The following is a 13,694-nucleotide window of genomic DNA, read 5'->3' as shown; positions in this document are numbered from 1 at the left end:
GAACTTTGGAATCGGCCTCAGCGCCTTCTTCCGTTTGCCCCGACGTTTCCGTCGTTGCGAGCCGCCCATTGTAGACCGGCTTATCTGCTTCGTCAACACCTTTTTTCAAGGCCGTTTCACCGAAGTGAACCGTTGTTGCCGATGCCGCTTCGTCGTTCGCCTCAGAGGCTTTCGTCGTTGCGAGCCGCCTATTATGTCAGGCTTTTCGTTTCCGTCAACACCTTCTTTCGAAGAAGTTGAAGTCCTGTTCCTTCGCGGTTGCCGCCTTGCGGTGGCCCCTGCGTCGGGGGAGGGAAAGTATGTCCCTATCCGGGTCGTTTGTGAAGGGGGTAGACGACATTTTTTCACGTCGTCCCGCCCACATTCATGCTGGAAGGGGTCCGGATCGCCCGAACCCCTTGTGCCACTTAGGCTGCGACCAGCAACACGCGTGCGAAGGTGCGCTTGCCGACCTGCAGCAGGCCTTTAAAACCGGGCACGAACACCTGCTGGGCATCCTCCACCACCTGGCCATCCACCTTCACCGCACGCTCCTTGAGCTTGCGGGAGGCTTCGGAGTTGCTCGGGGTGAGACCGGCAGCCGTCAGCAGGGCACCAATACGCAGGCCCTCGGCCGGAATGGTCACTTCCTGCAGCGGCAGCAGGGTCACATCGCCCTGCCCGGTCACCGCGGCATTCCAGCCGGCGATGGCCTGTTCGGCCGCCGCCGCATCATGGAAGCGGGTGGTCAGCTCACGGGCCAGGCGCAGCTTCACCTCGCGCGGGTTCAACCCGCCCGCCTCGACCTGCTCACGCAGGGCCTTGGCCTCGGCCTGGCTGATATCAAAGGAGAGCAGCTCGATCCAGCGCCACATCAGGTCGTCGCCGATCTTCATCGTCTTGGTGACGATGTCGATGGCCGGCTCGCTGATACCAATATAGTTGTTGAGCGACTTGGACATCTTGGCCACACCGTCCAGGCCTTCCAGCAGCGGCATGGTCAGCACGATCTGCGGCTTCTGCCCGTAGTGCTCCTGCAGGCCACGGCCCATCAGCAGGTTGAACTTCTGGTCGGTACCGCCCAGTTCGACGTCCGCTTCCAGCGCGACCGAGTCATAGCCCTGCACCAGCGGATACAGGAACTCATGCAGGGCAATGGACTGCTGGGCGGCATAGCGCTTGGCGAAGTCGTCGCGCTCGAGCATGCGCGCCACGGTGTGCTGGCCGGCCAGGCGGATCATGTCGGCGGCGGCCATCTTGCCGAACCACTCCGAATTGAAGCGCACTTCGGTCTTCTCGCGGTCCAGCACCTTGAAGACCTGGTCCTCATAGGTACGCGCATTGGCCAGCACGTCTTCCTTGGTGAGCGGCTTGCGGGTGACGTTCTTGCCCGAGGGATCGCCGATCATCCCGGTGAAGTCACCGATCAGGAAGATCACCTGGTGGCCGAGGTCCTGGAACTGGCGCAGCTTGTTCAGCAGCACGGTGTGGCCCAGGTGCAGGTCCGGCGCGGTGGGGTCGAAGCCGGCCTTGACCCGCAGCGGACGGCCGCTTTCCAGACGCTGGCGCAGTTCGTCGGATTTGAGGATCTCATCGGCGCCTCGCCCGATCAGGGCGATGGCTTCTTCAATCGAGGACACGTGACAACTCCCGGCAATGCCTTATTTATATGAATGACGTTAAGTACAAGTTAACCGCAGGTGCTTCACAAAAGCCAATAGGCACAAGGGTTTGACGCGGTATTTATACCTGTCTATGTTACCGACGTTTGGGCCCGCGCTCCCGGGCCAGCCAGGAACAGACCGACGATGCTCAATTCCGATCAAGGCCGCGCGCGCAAGCAGCGCTTCAAGGAACGTCTCCACGTCCTCCACGACACCGCCCTCCATCGGAAGCTCAAACAGCATCTTCCTGCGGCCTTCAACCAGCGCTGGACCCGCCGCCACTGGATGCACGCCAGCCTGTTCGCCACCATCGGCGCCCTGGTGGCCACGATCGTCCCCGGCTTCTCGCACACCATCGACTCGCCCTACTCGGTCAGCCATTCGACCCTGGCGCTGCCGTTGCCGCCGCTGTCGCTGGAACGCCAGCAGCAGACCCCGGGCGACAGCTGGCAGGTGCTCCGCGTGCAGCGCGGCCAGACCCTGAGCAATCTGTTCGACCAGGCCGGCATCCCGGCCACGGTGATGCACCAGGTGCTGGAGCACCCCGGTGTGCGCGAATCGCTGACCAGGCTGCGCCCGGGTGCGGAGATCGCCTTCGACCTGCCACTGTCCGGCGAGCTGCGCACGATCCGCTTCGACCGCGATGCCGACAACCGCGTGGAGCTGTCCCTGGCCGGCGACAAGATCACTGAAACGGTGAGCAAGCGCGAGAGCTCGACCCGCCGCGTGGTCGCCAGTGGCGAGATCACCAGCTCGCTGTATGCCGCCGCGCGCAAGGCCGGGTTGTCGCCCTCGGCGATCGCGACGATGACCGACGAGATCTTCAAGTACGACATCGACTTCTCCAAGGACCTGCAGCCGGGCGACCGTTTCAGCGTGGTGCTGGATGAAACCTGGCGCGAAGGCGAGAAGGTGGACACCAGCAAGATCCTCGCGGCGACCTTCAGCTCGGGCGGCAAGACCTACAGCGGCTTCCGCTTCGACCGCAACGGCAAATCCGAGTACTTCGATGCCAGCGGCCGCCCGCTGAAGAAGAGCTTCATCCGCATGCCGATCCAGTTCGCGCGCTTGAGCTCGAGCTTCGGCGCACGCAAGCACCCGGTGCTGGGCAAGATGCGCATGCACAAGGGCGTGGACTACGCCGCGCGCACCGGCACCCCGATCATGGCCGCCGGCGATGCCCGCGTGCAGTTCGCCGGGACCCAGCGCGGTTACGGCAACGTGGTGATCCTGGATCATGGCCGCGGCCACACCACCCTGTACGGGCATATGTCGCGCTTCGGCAAGATCAAGACCGGCCAGCGCGTGGCGCAGGGCACGGTGATCGGCTATGTCGGCTCGACCGGCCTGGCGACCGGCCCGCACCTGCACTACGAATTCCGCGTCAACGGCGTGCACCGCAATCCGCTGTCGGTGACGATGCCGCCGCCGGAGCCGCTGCAGGGCGCCGAGCTGGCTGCCTTCCGGGCGCAGACCGCCCCGGCGCTGGCCCGCATCCAGGGCATGGAGAAGCTGATCTACGCCGATGCCAGCCCGGCACCGGATGCCAAGGCCGCCGATACGGCCACGGCGAAGGCCGGCAAGCCGGTCAAATCCAACCGCGGCTGATCGCTGCGATTGACGGCGGCAACGGGTTGCGCGGAAGCTGCACGCAACCCGTTGGACCGCCTGGCCATGACCTCTGCTGTTGTTCCCACCACCCCGCTCTACCTGGGCCTGATGTCCGGCACCAGCGCCGACGGCATCGATGCCGCGCTGGTGCAGTTCCCCGCCGAGGGGGGCTGCCGCTTCGTCCATGGCCTGACCCACGACTGGGATCCGGCGATCCGCGCCGAGCTGATCGCACTGGGAGAAGGCGGCACCATCACCTCGCTTGATGCACTGGGCCACCTTGATGCCCAGGTCGGGATCACGTTCGCCGCGGCCGCCAACCGCCTGCTGGACAGCGCGCGCATCGACCGTACCCAGGTGCAGGCAATCGGCTCGCATGGCCAGACCGTGCGCCACCGGCCGCTGGCCGCTCCCGCCTTCACGATGCAGATCGGCGACGCCAACCGCATCGCCGAGCTGACCGGCATCACCACCGTGGGCGATTTCCGTCGGCGCGATGTCGCCGCCGGCGGCCATGGCGCGCCGCTGATGCCGGCGTTCCACCTGGCGATGCTGGGCGACAGCGATGAAGACCGTGCCGTGCTCAACCTGGGCGGCATCGGCAATCTCACCCTGATCCCGCGCGAGGGCACGCCGCGCGGCTTCGATACCGGCCCGGCCAATGCGTTGATGGATGCCTGGTGCCAGCGCCATCGCGGCGAACCGTTCGATGCCGACGGCGCGTTCGCGGCCAGTGGCCAGGTGGATGCCGCGCTGCTGGCGCGCTGGCTGGCCGATCCGTGGTTCGCGCTGCCGCCGCCCAAGAGCACCGGGCGCGAGCAGTTCCACCTGGACTGGGCGCAGACGCAGCTGGGTGAGGGGCAAGTATCGGGCGCGGATGTGCAGGCGACGCTGCTGGAACTGACCGCCGCCACCGTGGCCGATGCGCTGCTGGCGCACCTGCCGGGCGCGAAACGGGTGCTGGTGTGCGGCGGTGGCGTGCGCAATCCGCAGCTGCTGCGACGCTTGCGTGCGCGGCTGCCGGGCGTGGTGATCGAGTCCAGCGCGGTGCACGGGCTGGATCCGGATTATCTGGAGGCGATGGGCTTCGCGTGGCTGGCGCAGCGCACGCTGGCCGGGTTGCCGGGCAATCTGCCGAGCGTGAGTGGGGCGCGGGGACCGCGGATTCTCGGGGCGATCCACCTGGGCTGAGGGGCCACCGCAGGGGTCGCTGCATGCGGCTGTGATCGCCGATGTGCCGTTCGCGGCGTGCCGCCGTTACAGCCCCTGCGCGTCCGGCAACGCCTGCAAGGCGGCGATCGCATCTGCCAGCGCATCGACTTCGGGATCGTGGAAGCCACTGCGGACCTCCAGTTCGCTGGCGAACAGGCCTTGCTCCAGCAGCGCCACGCAGGTGTCCTCGCGGGTCCAGCCGCGCGCAACCGCAATGCGGCGGATACGTTCCAGCAACAGCGGGTCCACCTCCCGCAGCAGTAGATCAGCCATCGTTCTCCCCGTTGGCGCGCCGCCATCCCCGCGGCACAACTTGATGGATCATGGCGCAGTGGGGGGGCCGCCAGCAACGGAGCCTCAAATCGCCGGGGTGCGTCGGCGTTGCTGCCGGATCAACAACGCACACAGAATCACTACCGGGATGCCGATCAACGCGGTGCCGGTGAAGAACAGCGCATAGCCTTCCAGTAGGGTGCGGCCCTGAGCCAGCGACTGCACCGCCCAGCCGGAGAGTCCTTTCAATGCCTTGCCCGGCATTGCGTAAAACGAACTCAACAAGGCGTACTGGGTGGCGGTGTAGCCGATGCTGGTCAGGCTGGACATGTAGGCAATCAACGCCGTGCCGGCGAAGCCGCCGGAGATGTTGTCGATGGCCATGGCGATGGCGAAGCTGGTCGGGTCCGGGCCGACATAGGCCAGCCACGCAAAAGCGAGGTTGGAGGCCGGGCCCAGCACTGCGCCGACGAGCAAGGTGGCGAGTACGCCCCAACGCACCGATACCAAACCGGCAGCGGCAATACCGATGAAGGTGGCGACCAGCCCGACCGAGCCGCGCACCGCGCCCACAGTCTCCTCGGCCAGCCCCAAGTCCACATAGAACGGGTTAGCCATCGGGCCCATGATGAAGTCGGCCATGCGGTAGATGCTGATGGCCAGCAGGATCAGGATCGCGCCACTGCGGTGTTCGCGCAGGAAGGCCACGAACGGTCCAACCAGTGCGTCAAACAGGCCGCGTGGCGTCCACAACGCAGCTGCTTGGGTCTGCACCGCCAGCTGCGCACGCGCTGGCTCTTTTGCCATGACCACGGCTACGACACCCAATGCCATCAGCCCGGCCATGATTTCATACGAAACCTGCCAGCCAACGCGGGCCGCGATCAGCAGGATCAGCGCATCGGTAACCAGCAGCGCGGTGCGATAGCCCAGCGCAGCCGAGGAAGTCAGCAGCCCGAGTTGTTCACTGTTCTCGGCAATCTCGATGCGCCAGGCATCAATGACGATGTCCTGCGTTGCGGACGCAAACGCCACCACGGTGGCCATGACCCCGAACACCACCAGGTGCTCCCAGGCGATGCCCAGGAAGACGAAATGACCGCCCTTGGGCTGAACCAGCGCCATGCCCACCAGCGCCACGGCCACCACCAGCTGGGACAACAGCATCCAGCCACGGCGGCGGCCGAAGCGCCCCAGCAGCGGCGCGTTGACCTTGTCCACCAGTGGGGCCCACAGGAACTTCATCGAGTAGGCCAGGCCCACCCACGACAGGAAGCCGATGGTGGTCAGCTCGATGCCTTCCTTGCGCATCCAGAAGCCGAGCGTGTTGCCGACCAGGTAGATCGGCAGGCCGGAACTGAAGCCCAGCAGCAGCATAGCCAGCACCTTGCGCTGGCGCAGGTTGGCCAGCACCCGTTGCCAGGGACGGCGCGGCTTGGCGACCGCATCACTCATGGGGCGTAGTCCACCGTGAAGGGGGCATGGTCGGAGAAGCGCTCATCGCGGTAGACCGAGCAGCTGCGCAGGCGATCGCGCAGGCCCGGGCTGACGAACTGGTAATCGATGCGCCAGCCGACGTTGTTGGCGCGCGCCTGGCCGCGGTTGCTCCACCAGGTGTAGTCCTCACCCTGCGGGTGCAGCAGGCGGTAGGCATCCGTCCAGCCTTGGCCGGCGGCGATATCCAGCGCCTGGTCGGCGTCCACGCACTGGCCGTTGAGCCAGTCGCGCTCGGGCGGCAGGCAGCCGGAGTTCTTCTGGTTGGATTTCCAGTTCTTGATGTCCAGCGCGGACCGCACGATGTTCCAGTCGCCGCACAGCACGTAGTCGCGGCCACTGGCCAACCAGCCGGCCAGGATCGGGCGCAGCCATTCCATCACTTCGTACTTGAAACCCTGGCGCAGATCACCCGAGCTGCCCGACGGGATATAGAACGAGACCACGCTGAGGTTGCCGTAGCGGGCCTCGATGTAGCGACCTTCATCGTCGAACGGGGCCCAGCCCAGCGAGGTGATCACCTGGTCCGGCTCGCGCTTGCTGTAGATCGCCACGCCGCTGTAGCCCTTCTTGGTGATGGCATCGCGGTAGAAGCAATGGTGCCCGTCCGGGCGGAACATCGGGTCGGTCAGCTGGTCTTCCTGGGCCTTGGTTTCCTGGATGCACAGGACGTCGGCGTCCTGGGCGCGGAACCACTCGAGGAAGCCTTTGGTGGCGGCGGAACGGATGCCATTGGCGTTGAAACTGATGATGCGCATGCTGACCCGGGTCTGGAACGATACCCGCAAGAGCATACCGTTTCGGCCCTTGCAGGGGCTGGCTGGAAACGGACGCGATTACCGCGCGCCGGGGCATTGCGGGTCGTCTCGCCGCACTGTGCGACACCGGGCCGCAGGGGCCGGCGAGCGGAAAAGTGCGGGCATGCATTAGGATTTGCGCTCCAAATGAATTGAATTGAGTCTTGATGAGCGACCATCGCCACCGTTTCCTGCAACTGGCCCTGACCGCCGATGCCCTGCGTTTCGGCCAGTTCACCCTGAAGTCCGGCCGTCTGAGCCCCTATTTCTTCAATGCCGGCCGGTTCGATTCCGGCGCGCGCATGTCCCAGCTGGCGGCCTGCTACGCCGATGCCGTGGAAGCGACCGGGCTGAAGTTCGACGTCGTGTTCGGCCCGGCCTACAAGGGCATTCCGCTGGCCACCGCGACCGCCTGTGAATTCGCCCAGCGCGGCCGCGACCTGCCGCTGTCGTTCAACCGCAAGGAAGCCAAGGACCACGGCGAAGGCGGCAACCTGATCGGCGCTGACATGAATGGCAAGCGCGTGCTGATCGTGGATGACGTGATCACCGCCGGCACCGCGATCCGCGAGGCGTTGGCAATCATCAAGGGCGCCGGTGGCACCCCGGCCGGCATCGTGGTGGCGCTGGACCGCCAGGAGATCGCCTCGGAAACCGACCGCCGTTCGGCCGCCCAGGCCGTGGCCGAAGAAGCCGGGATTCCGGTGGTCGCCGTGGCCACGCTGGCCGACCTGCTTGATTTTGCCTCCGGAAATCCGGAACTTGTCGGCTACCGGCAGCCGCTGGAGGACTATCGTTCCCGCTACGGCAGCCGTCCTACGCGTTGAGAGCAGGGGGCTTTCACCATGTCCAGGTTTGCCACGTTCACCGTTGTCGGCCTGTTGCTGGCCGTGCCGCTGTTGCCTGCCCAGGCGCAGAAGCGCGCGGCCGATGCGACGCCCAAGAAGTTGTACTGCTGGAACAAGGGCAGCGAGCGCATCTGCAGTGATGCCCTGCCCCAGGAGGCGGTGAACAGCGCGCGCGAGGAGTTCAACCTGCGCAGCGGCATGCGCAGCGGCGAAGTACAGCGCACGTTGACCGAGGAAGAGCGCGCGGATGCCGCGGCGCAGGCCACGCAGCAGCGCCTGGACGTGGCCGCCGAGCAGACCCGCCAACGCACCGAACAGGCAATGCTGGCCACGTATGAAAGCGAGGACGAGCTGCGCCGGGTGTTTACCGAGCGCAGCGGCATCCTGGACAACAACATCCATACCGCCAGTTACAACGTGGCCAGCGTGCGTGATGCGCTGGTCACCCTGCTGGCCACTGCGGGCAACCGCGAGCTGGATGGGCAGCCGGTACCGGACAAGCAGGCCGCGCGCATCCGTGAGCGGCATGCCGAGCTGGTGGCACAACGGCGCATGCAGGCGTCGTTCGAGCAGCAGCGCCAGGCGCTGGATGTGGAGATCGAGAGCACGCTGCAGCGTTATCGGTTGCTGAAGGGTGTGGGGAGCGATCCGCGCGGGTAAGGGTGGATGTGCGATAGCGTTGAAACGAAGGCGGCCTTTTGGGCCGCTTTTTTTGTGTTGTCCTCGCGGCAAGTGTGAAGCGCTCTGGACGTTCTCAAGCGCGGCGGTCGATGGGTCGGGCGCTGGGGCGCTATGCCCTTGTCGGCGAATGTCCCCCGGTGCCGGCCTGCGGCCGTCCCCTCCTCCTTGATTTCGCCCACAAGGGCATAGCACCCCGCGTATCCAGACTACTGGCGCCCCACGGCAAGCGCCGGTGTGCCTTCGGCCTACCACACGCTGAGCTCCGTAGCGGCCGGCAGGTCCCTGGGCAAAATCAAGGAGGAGGCTGTCGCCGTCAGGCGGCGGCCGGGGGACATTTGCCGAGGGGCCTGCCGGTCGCTGCGGGGCGTAACGTTCGCACCAAAGACGCACCTTTTTATGCATTTTTTACGGGAGTCGCGGGTTTCGGGCGTGGAGCGTTTATGCCGGGCAGGCAGACCATGAGCGCCTGACGTGGAGTGGTTCCACCTGGACGTCCCATGAGCCCGTATCTGCCTGTGTTCCCTGCCGCCGGTGCGCCCCGCACCGCCGCCCTTCTTTCCCGCGTTTGAGGCCACAACCATGTCTGCCTGGCTTTCCCTGCTGTGCGGCGTGCTCGTGCTCGTTGCCGCCGCCTATCTGCTGTACGTCGTGCTTCGGCCCGAAACCTTCTGACCGGAGCCGACCATGACCGAGATCCTGTTGATCCTGCTGGCCAGCATCGTGCTGGCCTTTCCACTGGGGCTGTACCTGGCCCGGGTGATGCGCGGTGGCCCGATGCGCGGCGACGCGCTGTTCGGGTGGATTGAAAAACCGCTGTACCGGCTGCTCGGGGTCAACCCGGCGCGCGGTATGTCCTGGCGTGGCTACGTGGGCGCCTTCCTGCTCAGCAACGTGGTGATCGCGGTGCTGGTGCAGGCGGTCTTCATGACCCAGGCCTGGCTGCCGTTCAATCCCGACCAGATCCCCAACCTGCGCTGGGACACCGCGCTGCACACGATGGTGTCGTTCCTGACCAACACCAACCAGCAGCACTATTCCGGCCAGGCACAGCTGTCCTATTTCTCGCAGATGACCGCGATCACCGGCCTGCAGGTGGTGACGCCGATGATGGGCCTGGCGCTGGTGGTGGCCACCCTGCGTGCGCTGTTCAGTGCGCGCCCTGAGGACGTGCCGGCCGACCAGGCCGCGCTGCTCAGTGGGGACCGCCGTGTCGATGTGGGCAACTACTACGCCGATGTGGTGCGCGCGTGCGTGCGCTTCATGCTGCCGCTGTGCCTGCTGTGGGCGGTGCTGCTGACCCGCCAGGGCGTGCCCGCCACGCTCGCCGGGGGTCCGCAGGCGACGCCGATCGATGCCGCGGCCGGCATGGAGACGCAGAAGATTCCACTCGGCCCGGTCGCGGCGATGGTCGCGGCCAAGCAGCTGGGCACCAACGGCGGTGGCTGGTACGGCCCCAACAGCGCGATGCCGCTGGAAAACCCGACCCCGCTGTCCAACGCGCTGGAACTGATCGGCATCCTGCTGATCCCGATCGCGGTGATCTTCATGCTCGGCGCGTTCACCGGGCGCAAGCGCCTGGCCGGGCTGGTGTTCGGCTGCATGCTGGCGATGTCCAGCGTGTCGATCGCCGCCACCGTATGGCTGGAGGGTCACTCGGCGACCGCGGCCAGCCCGCTGCTGATGGAGGGCAAGGAAGTGCGCTTCGGTGCCGATGGCACGGGGTTGTGGGCCGCGATCACCACCCAGGTATCGAACGGTTCGGTCAACGGCATGCATGACTCGCTCAGCCCGCTGGCCGGTGCCGTGCCGATGGTCAACATGCTGGTCAACGCGATCTGGGGCGGCATCGGCTGCGGCCTGCAGCAGTTCATCGTGTACCTGATGCTGGGCGTATTCCTGGCCGGCCTGATGACCGGCCGTACCCCGGAACTGTTCGGCCGCAAGCTGGAAACGCCGCAGGTGCGCCTGCTCGCGCTGCTGGTGCTGCTGCAGCCGATCACCATCCTGGGCTTCACCGCACTGACCTTGGCGATCCCGTCGATCACCGGCAGCTCCAACCCCGGCTTCCACGGCATCAGCCAGGTGTTCTACGAGTACACCTCGGCGTTCGCCAACAACGGCTCGGGCTTTGAGGGCCTTGGCGATGCCACCGTGTGGTGGAACCTGAGCTGCACCCTGGTGCTGCTGCTGGGCCGCTACCCGGTGCTGGTGATCCCGTTGATCGTGGCCGCGCAGCTGGCGGCCAAGCGGCGGGCGCCGGAATCGGCCGGCACGCTGCAGATCGAAACCCCGACCTTCGCGCTGACCCTGATCGCGCTGATCGTCATCCTCACCGTATTGCAGTTCATGCCGGCGCTGGTGCTTGGCCCGGTCGCCGACCACCTGTCGCTGACGCTGCACTGAGACCTCCTGCCATGAGTACGTATCCGTTGAACGTTTCTTCGCACCGCCGCCAGCGCCTGCTGGATGGCGCCGGTTGGCGCCGTGCCCTGCGCGATGCCGTGATCAAGCTCTCGCCGCGGCACCTGCTGCACAGCCCGGTGATGGCCGTGGTGATGGTCGGCACGGTAGTCAGCGCGCTGGTGACGCTGACCGGCAATGCGCCGCTGGGCTTCGGCCTGGCGGTCACCGCGATCCTGCTGCTGACCGTGCTGTTCGGCAACTTCGCCGAGGCCGTCGCCGAAGCGCGTGGCCGGGGCCAGGCCGCCTCGCTGCGGCGGGCCCGCCAGGACCTCAGCGCGCGCCGGCTGGCCGCCGCGCATGCCGACGCCAGTGAAACCCAGGTCCCGGCGGCCGAACTGCGCCCGGGCGACCATGTCATCGTCAGTGCTGGCGAGTTGATCCCGGCCGATGGCGAGATCGTGCAGGGCCTGGCCACGATCAACGAAGCGGCGGTGACCGGTGAATCGGCCCCCGTGCTGCGCGAAGCAGGCACCGACCGCAGTGGCGTGATCGGTGGCACCAAGGTGCTTTCCGACCAGATCATCGTGCGCATCACCGCCGAGCCGGGCCACAGCTTCCTGGACCGGATGATCGCGCTGGTGGAAGGCGCCAACCGCCAGAAGACCCCGAACGAGGTCGCTCTGACCCTGCTGCTGGCGGCGATGACGCTGACCTTCCTGGTGGTGGTGGCGACGCTGCCGGCGATCGGGGCGTTCGTTGGCGTGCAGGTCGATCCGCTGCTGCTGATCGCGCTGCTGGTGTGCCTGATCCCGACCACCATCGGCGGCCTGCTGCCGGCCATCGGCATCGCCGGCATGAACCGTGCGCTGGCCGCCAACGTGCTGGCCAAGTCCGGCAAGGCGGTGGAAGTGGCTGGCGATGTGGACGTGCTGCTGCTCGACAAGACCGGCACCATCACCTACGGCGACCGCCAGGCCACGCATTTCCATGCCCTGGCCGGTATCGACGCCAGCCAGCTGCGCGAGGCGGCGCTGCTCTCCTCGCTGGCCGACCCGACCCCGGAAGGCAAGTCGGTGGTGCGGCTGGCACGTGAGCAGGGCTGCACCACGGCCGAGCCGGACCGTGCGGACTATCTGGCCTTCAGCGCGCAGACCCGCATGTCCGGCGTCGATCTGGACGGCGGCCGCCGCATCCGCAAGGGCGCCTCCGATGCGATCACTGCGTATGTGCGTGAGCTGGGCGGCACGGTGCCGTCGGAGCTGCCGGGCCGCGTGGAACAGGTGGCGCGCAACGGTGCGACGCCGCTGGTGGTGTGCGAAGGCCGCCATGTGCTGGGCGTGATCGAGCTCTCGGACGTGGTCAAGCACGGCATGCGCGAGAAGTTCGCGCAGCTGCGCGCGATGGGCATCCGCACGGTGATGATCACCGGCGACAACCCGCTGACCGCCGCGGCGATCGCGGCCGAGGCCGGCGTGGACGATTACATCGCCGAGGCCCGCCCCGAAGACAAGCTGGCCCGCATCCGTGCCGAGCAGGCCGGTGGGCGGCTGGTGGCGATGGTCGGCGACGGCACCAACGATGCACCGGCACTGGCCCAGGCCGACATCGGGCTGGCCATGAACTCCGGTACGCAGGCGGCCAAGGAGGCCGGCAACATGGTCGATCTGGATTCGGATCCGGCCAAGCTGCTGGCGGTGGTGGAAGTGGGCAAGCAGCAGCTGATCACGCGTGGTGCACTGACCACCTTCTCGCTGGCCAACGATGTCTCCAAGTATTTCGCGATCCTGCCGGCGCTGTTCGCCTCGACCCTGCCGGCGATGGCGGCGTTGAACGTGATGCACCTGTCCAGCCCGCGCAATGCAGTGCTGGCGGCACTGATCTTCAACGCCCTGGTGATCCCGGCGCTGATCCCGCTGGCGTTGCGCGGGGTGCGCTTCCGCCCGGCCACAGCCACGGCGCTGCTGCGCCGGAACATGCTCGTGTACGGACTCGGCGGTGTGCTGCTGCCGTTCGCGGCCATCAAAGTGATCGACCTCTTCCTTGTCTCGGTATTCGGCGCATGAACCGCTCGCTTGCTACTTCCGTTTCCCACGCGGCACGCAGCCGCGCTGCCACCTCCACCCAGCTGCAGCAGGACAGCGCCTGGCGCGCGGCCCTCGTGCTCGGCGTGAGCAGCCTGCTGCTGCTTGGCCTGGCCTACGCGGTGGCCACCACCAGCGTAAGCCGGCTGCTGTTTCCGGCGCAGGCCGATGGCAGCCTGCTGATCCGCAATGGGCAGGTGCGCGGCTCGCGGTTGATCGCCCAGCCGTTCGTCGGCGATGGCTACTTCCAGGCGCGGCCGTCGGCGGCCAACTACGATCCGATGGCCGCCGCCGGCAGCAACATGGCGCGCAGCAACCCGGCGCTGCAGGAACGGGTGCACGCGGCCATCACTGCGGTGGCCGCACGCGAAGGCGTGCCTGCCGCCCAGGTTCCCGGCGATCTGGTGACCCAGTCCGGCGCCGGCATGGACCCGGAGATCTCCCCGGCCGCCGCGCAGGTGCAGATCGCCCGGGTGGCACGCAGCCGTGGCCTGCCGGTGGAGCGCGTCGCCGCGTTGGTGCAGGCCAATACCCGGGGCCCGCAATGGGGGGTGCTCGGCCAGCCGCGGGTGAACGTGATGACGTTGAACGTTGCTCTCGACGCGCAGCAGGGCACGGCCCGGCGCTACGGTAGGCCTTGATGCGCTGCGT

General features: G+C 66.9%; 12 protein-coding genes. 8 read left to right on the top strand and 4 right to left on the bottom strand.

Translation table 11 applies throughout. The features are described from left to right. Positions 1 to 407 precede the first annotated feature (407 nt). On the bottom strand, positions 408 to 1,619 hold the full coding sequence (gene tyrS, locus K4043_RS16985) for a tyrosine--tRNA ligase (RefSeq protein ID WP_265310023.1): 1,212 nt from the start codon (positions 1,617 to 1,619) through the stop codon (positions 408 to 410). Between the two features lie 168 nt (positions 1,620 to 1,787). On the opposite strand from tyrS, the gene K4043_RS16980 reads away from it, so the two are divergent. Then, positions 1,788 to 3,251: a peptidoglycan DD-metalloendopeptidase family protein gene (locus tag K4043_RS16980; protein WP_123731191.1), complete on the top strand. Its 1,464-nt coding sequence runs from the start codon at positions 1,788 to 1,790 to the stop codon at positions 3,249 to 3,251. 66 nt (positions 3,252 to 3,317) lie between these two features. Next, entirely contained in the window at positions 3,318 to 4,445 is a 1,128-nt protein-coding gene (locus K4043_RS16975) for an anhydro-N-acetylmuramic acid kinase (RefSeq protein WP_265310022.1), read from the top strand. 66 nt (positions 4,446 to 4,511) lie between these two features. Here K4043_RS16975 and K4043_RS16970 read toward each other — a convergent pair whose 3' ends face one another. The 3 genes from K4043_RS16970 to K4043_RS16960 form a co-directional block, all read right to left on the bottom strand. Beyond that, positions 4,512 to 4,739: a hypothetical protein gene (locus tag K4043_RS16970; protein WP_046272989.1), complete on the bottom strand. Its 228-nt coding sequence runs from the start codon at positions 4,737 to 4,739 to the stop codon at positions 4,512 to 4,514. Positions 4,740 to 4,823: 84 nt separating this feature from the next. Continuing rightward, on the bottom strand, positions 4,824 to 6,194 hold the full coding sequence (locus K4043_RS16965) for an MFS transporter (protein WP_123731189.1): 1,371 nt from the start codon (positions 6,192 to 6,194) through the stop codon (positions 4,824 to 4,826). Then, entirely contained in the window at positions 6,191 to 6,991 is an 801-nt protein-coding gene (locus tag K4043_RS16960; protein ID WP_019183958.1) for an exodeoxyribonuclease III, read from the bottom strand. The genes K4043_RS16965 and K4043_RS16960 overlap by 4 nt, the downstream gene beginning before the upstream one ends. Positions 6,992 to 7,197: 206 nt before the next feature. On the opposite strand from K4043_RS16960, the gene pyrE reads away from it, so the two are divergent. The 6 genes from pyrE to kdpC all read left to right on the top strand — a co-directional run bounded on the left by pyrE (position 7,198) and on the right by kdpC (position 13,684). Then, positions 7,198 to 7,857 (top strand): orotate phosphoribosyltransferase, encoded by a 660-nt coding sequence (pyrE, locus tag K4043_RS16955; RefSeq protein ID WP_046272987.1) that lies wholly within the window; start codon positions 7,198 to 7,200, stop codon positions 7,855 to 7,857. 18 nt (positions 7,858 to 7,875) lie between these two features. Continuing rightward, positions 7,876 to 8,538: a hypothetical protein gene (locus K4043_RS16950; protein WP_123731188.1), complete on the top strand. Its 663-nt coding sequence runs from the start codon at positions 7,876 to 7,878 to the stop codon at positions 8,536 to 8,538. Between the two features lie 600 nt (positions 8,539 to 9,138). Beyond that, positions 9,139 to 9,231, top strand: a complete 93-nt coding sequence (locus tag K4043_RS16945; RefSeq protein ID WP_019183961.1) for a potassium-transporting ATPase subunit F — start codon at positions 9,139 to 9,141, stop codon at positions 9,229 to 9,231. 12 nt (positions 9,232 to 9,243) lie between these two features. Next, positions 9,244 to 10,962 carry a potassium-transporting ATPase subunit KdpA gene (gene kdpA, locus K4043_RS16940; RefSeq protein ID WP_265310021.1) on the top strand — a complete coding sequence of 573 codons (1,719 nt, stop codon included), beginning with the start codon at positions 9,244 to 9,246 and terminating at the stop codon, positions 10,960 to 10,962. 11 nt (positions 10,963 to 10,973) lie between these two features. Beyond that, positions 10,974 to 13,025 (top strand): potassium-transporting ATPase subunit KdpB, encoded by a 2,052-nt coding sequence (gene kdpB, locus K4043_RS16935; RefSeq protein ID WP_265310020.1) that lies wholly within the window; start codon positions 10,974 to 10,976, stop codon positions 13,023 to 13,025. Then, positions 13,022 to 13,684, top strand: a complete 663-nt coding sequence (gene kdpC, locus K4043_RS16930; protein WP_265310019.1) for a potassium-transporting ATPase subunit KdpC — start codon at positions 13,022 to 13,024, stop codon at positions 13,682 to 13,684. Before kdpB ends, kdpC begins: the two co-directional genes overlap by 4 nt. The last annotated feature ends 10 nt before the right edge of the window (positions 13,685 to 13,694 follow it).

This window comes from Stenotrophomonas sp. SRS1 (assembly GCF_026130205.1).
Taxonomy (GTDB): domain Bacteria; phylum Pseudomonadota; class Gammaproteobacteria; order Xanthomonadales; family Xanthomonadaceae; genus Stenotrophomonas; species Stenotrophomonas rhizophila_B.
This window is presented reverse-complemented; position numbering and strand designations above follow the sequence as displayed.

Bases quoted from the DNA above. Each gene is read 5' to 3' on its own strand.
- K4043_RS16945 (WP_019183961.1), top strand. From the start codon at position 9,139: ATGTCTGCCTGGCTTTCCCTGCTGTGCGGCGTGCTCGTGCTCGTTGCC.
- K4043_RS16975 (WP_265310022.1), top strand. From the start codon at position 3,318: ATGACCTCTGCTGTTGTTCCCACCACCCCGCTCTACCTGGGCCTGATG.
- K4043_RS16980 (WP_123731191.1), top strand. From the start codon at position 1,788: ATGCTCAATTCCGATCAAGGCCGCGCGCGCAAGCAGCGCTTCAAGGAA.
- kdpC (WP_265310019.1), top strand. From the start codon at position 13,022: ATGAACCGCTCGCTTGCTACTTCCGTTTCCCACGCGGCACGCAGCCGC.
- pyrE (WP_046272987.1), top strand. From the start codon at position 7,198: ATGAGCGACCATCGCCACCGTTTCCTGCAACTGGCCCTGACCGCCGAT.
- K4043_RS16960 (WP_019183958.1), bottom strand. From the start codon at position 6,991: ATGCGCATCATCAGTTTCAACGCCAATGGCATCCGTTCCGCCGCCACC.
- kdpA (WP_265310021.1), top strand. From the start codon at position 9,244: ATGACCGAGATCCTGTTGATCCTGCTGGCCAGCATCGTGCTGGCCTTT.
- K4043_RS16965 (WP_123731189.1), bottom strand. From the start codon at position 6,194: ATGAGTGATGCGGTCGCCAAGCCGCGCCGTCCCTGGCAACGGGTGCTG.
- kdpB (WP_265310020.1), top strand. From the start codon at position 10,974: ATGAGTACGTATCCGTTGAACGTTTCTTCGCACCGCCGCCAGCGCCTG.
- K4043_RS16950 (WP_123731188.1), top strand. From the start codon at position 7,876: ATGTCCAGGTTTGCCACGTTCACCGTTGTCGGCCTGTTGCTGGCCGTG.
- K4043_RS16970 (WP_046272989.1), bottom strand. From the start codon at position 4,739: ATGGCTGATCTACTGCTGCGGGAGGTGGACCCGCTGTTGCTGGAACGT.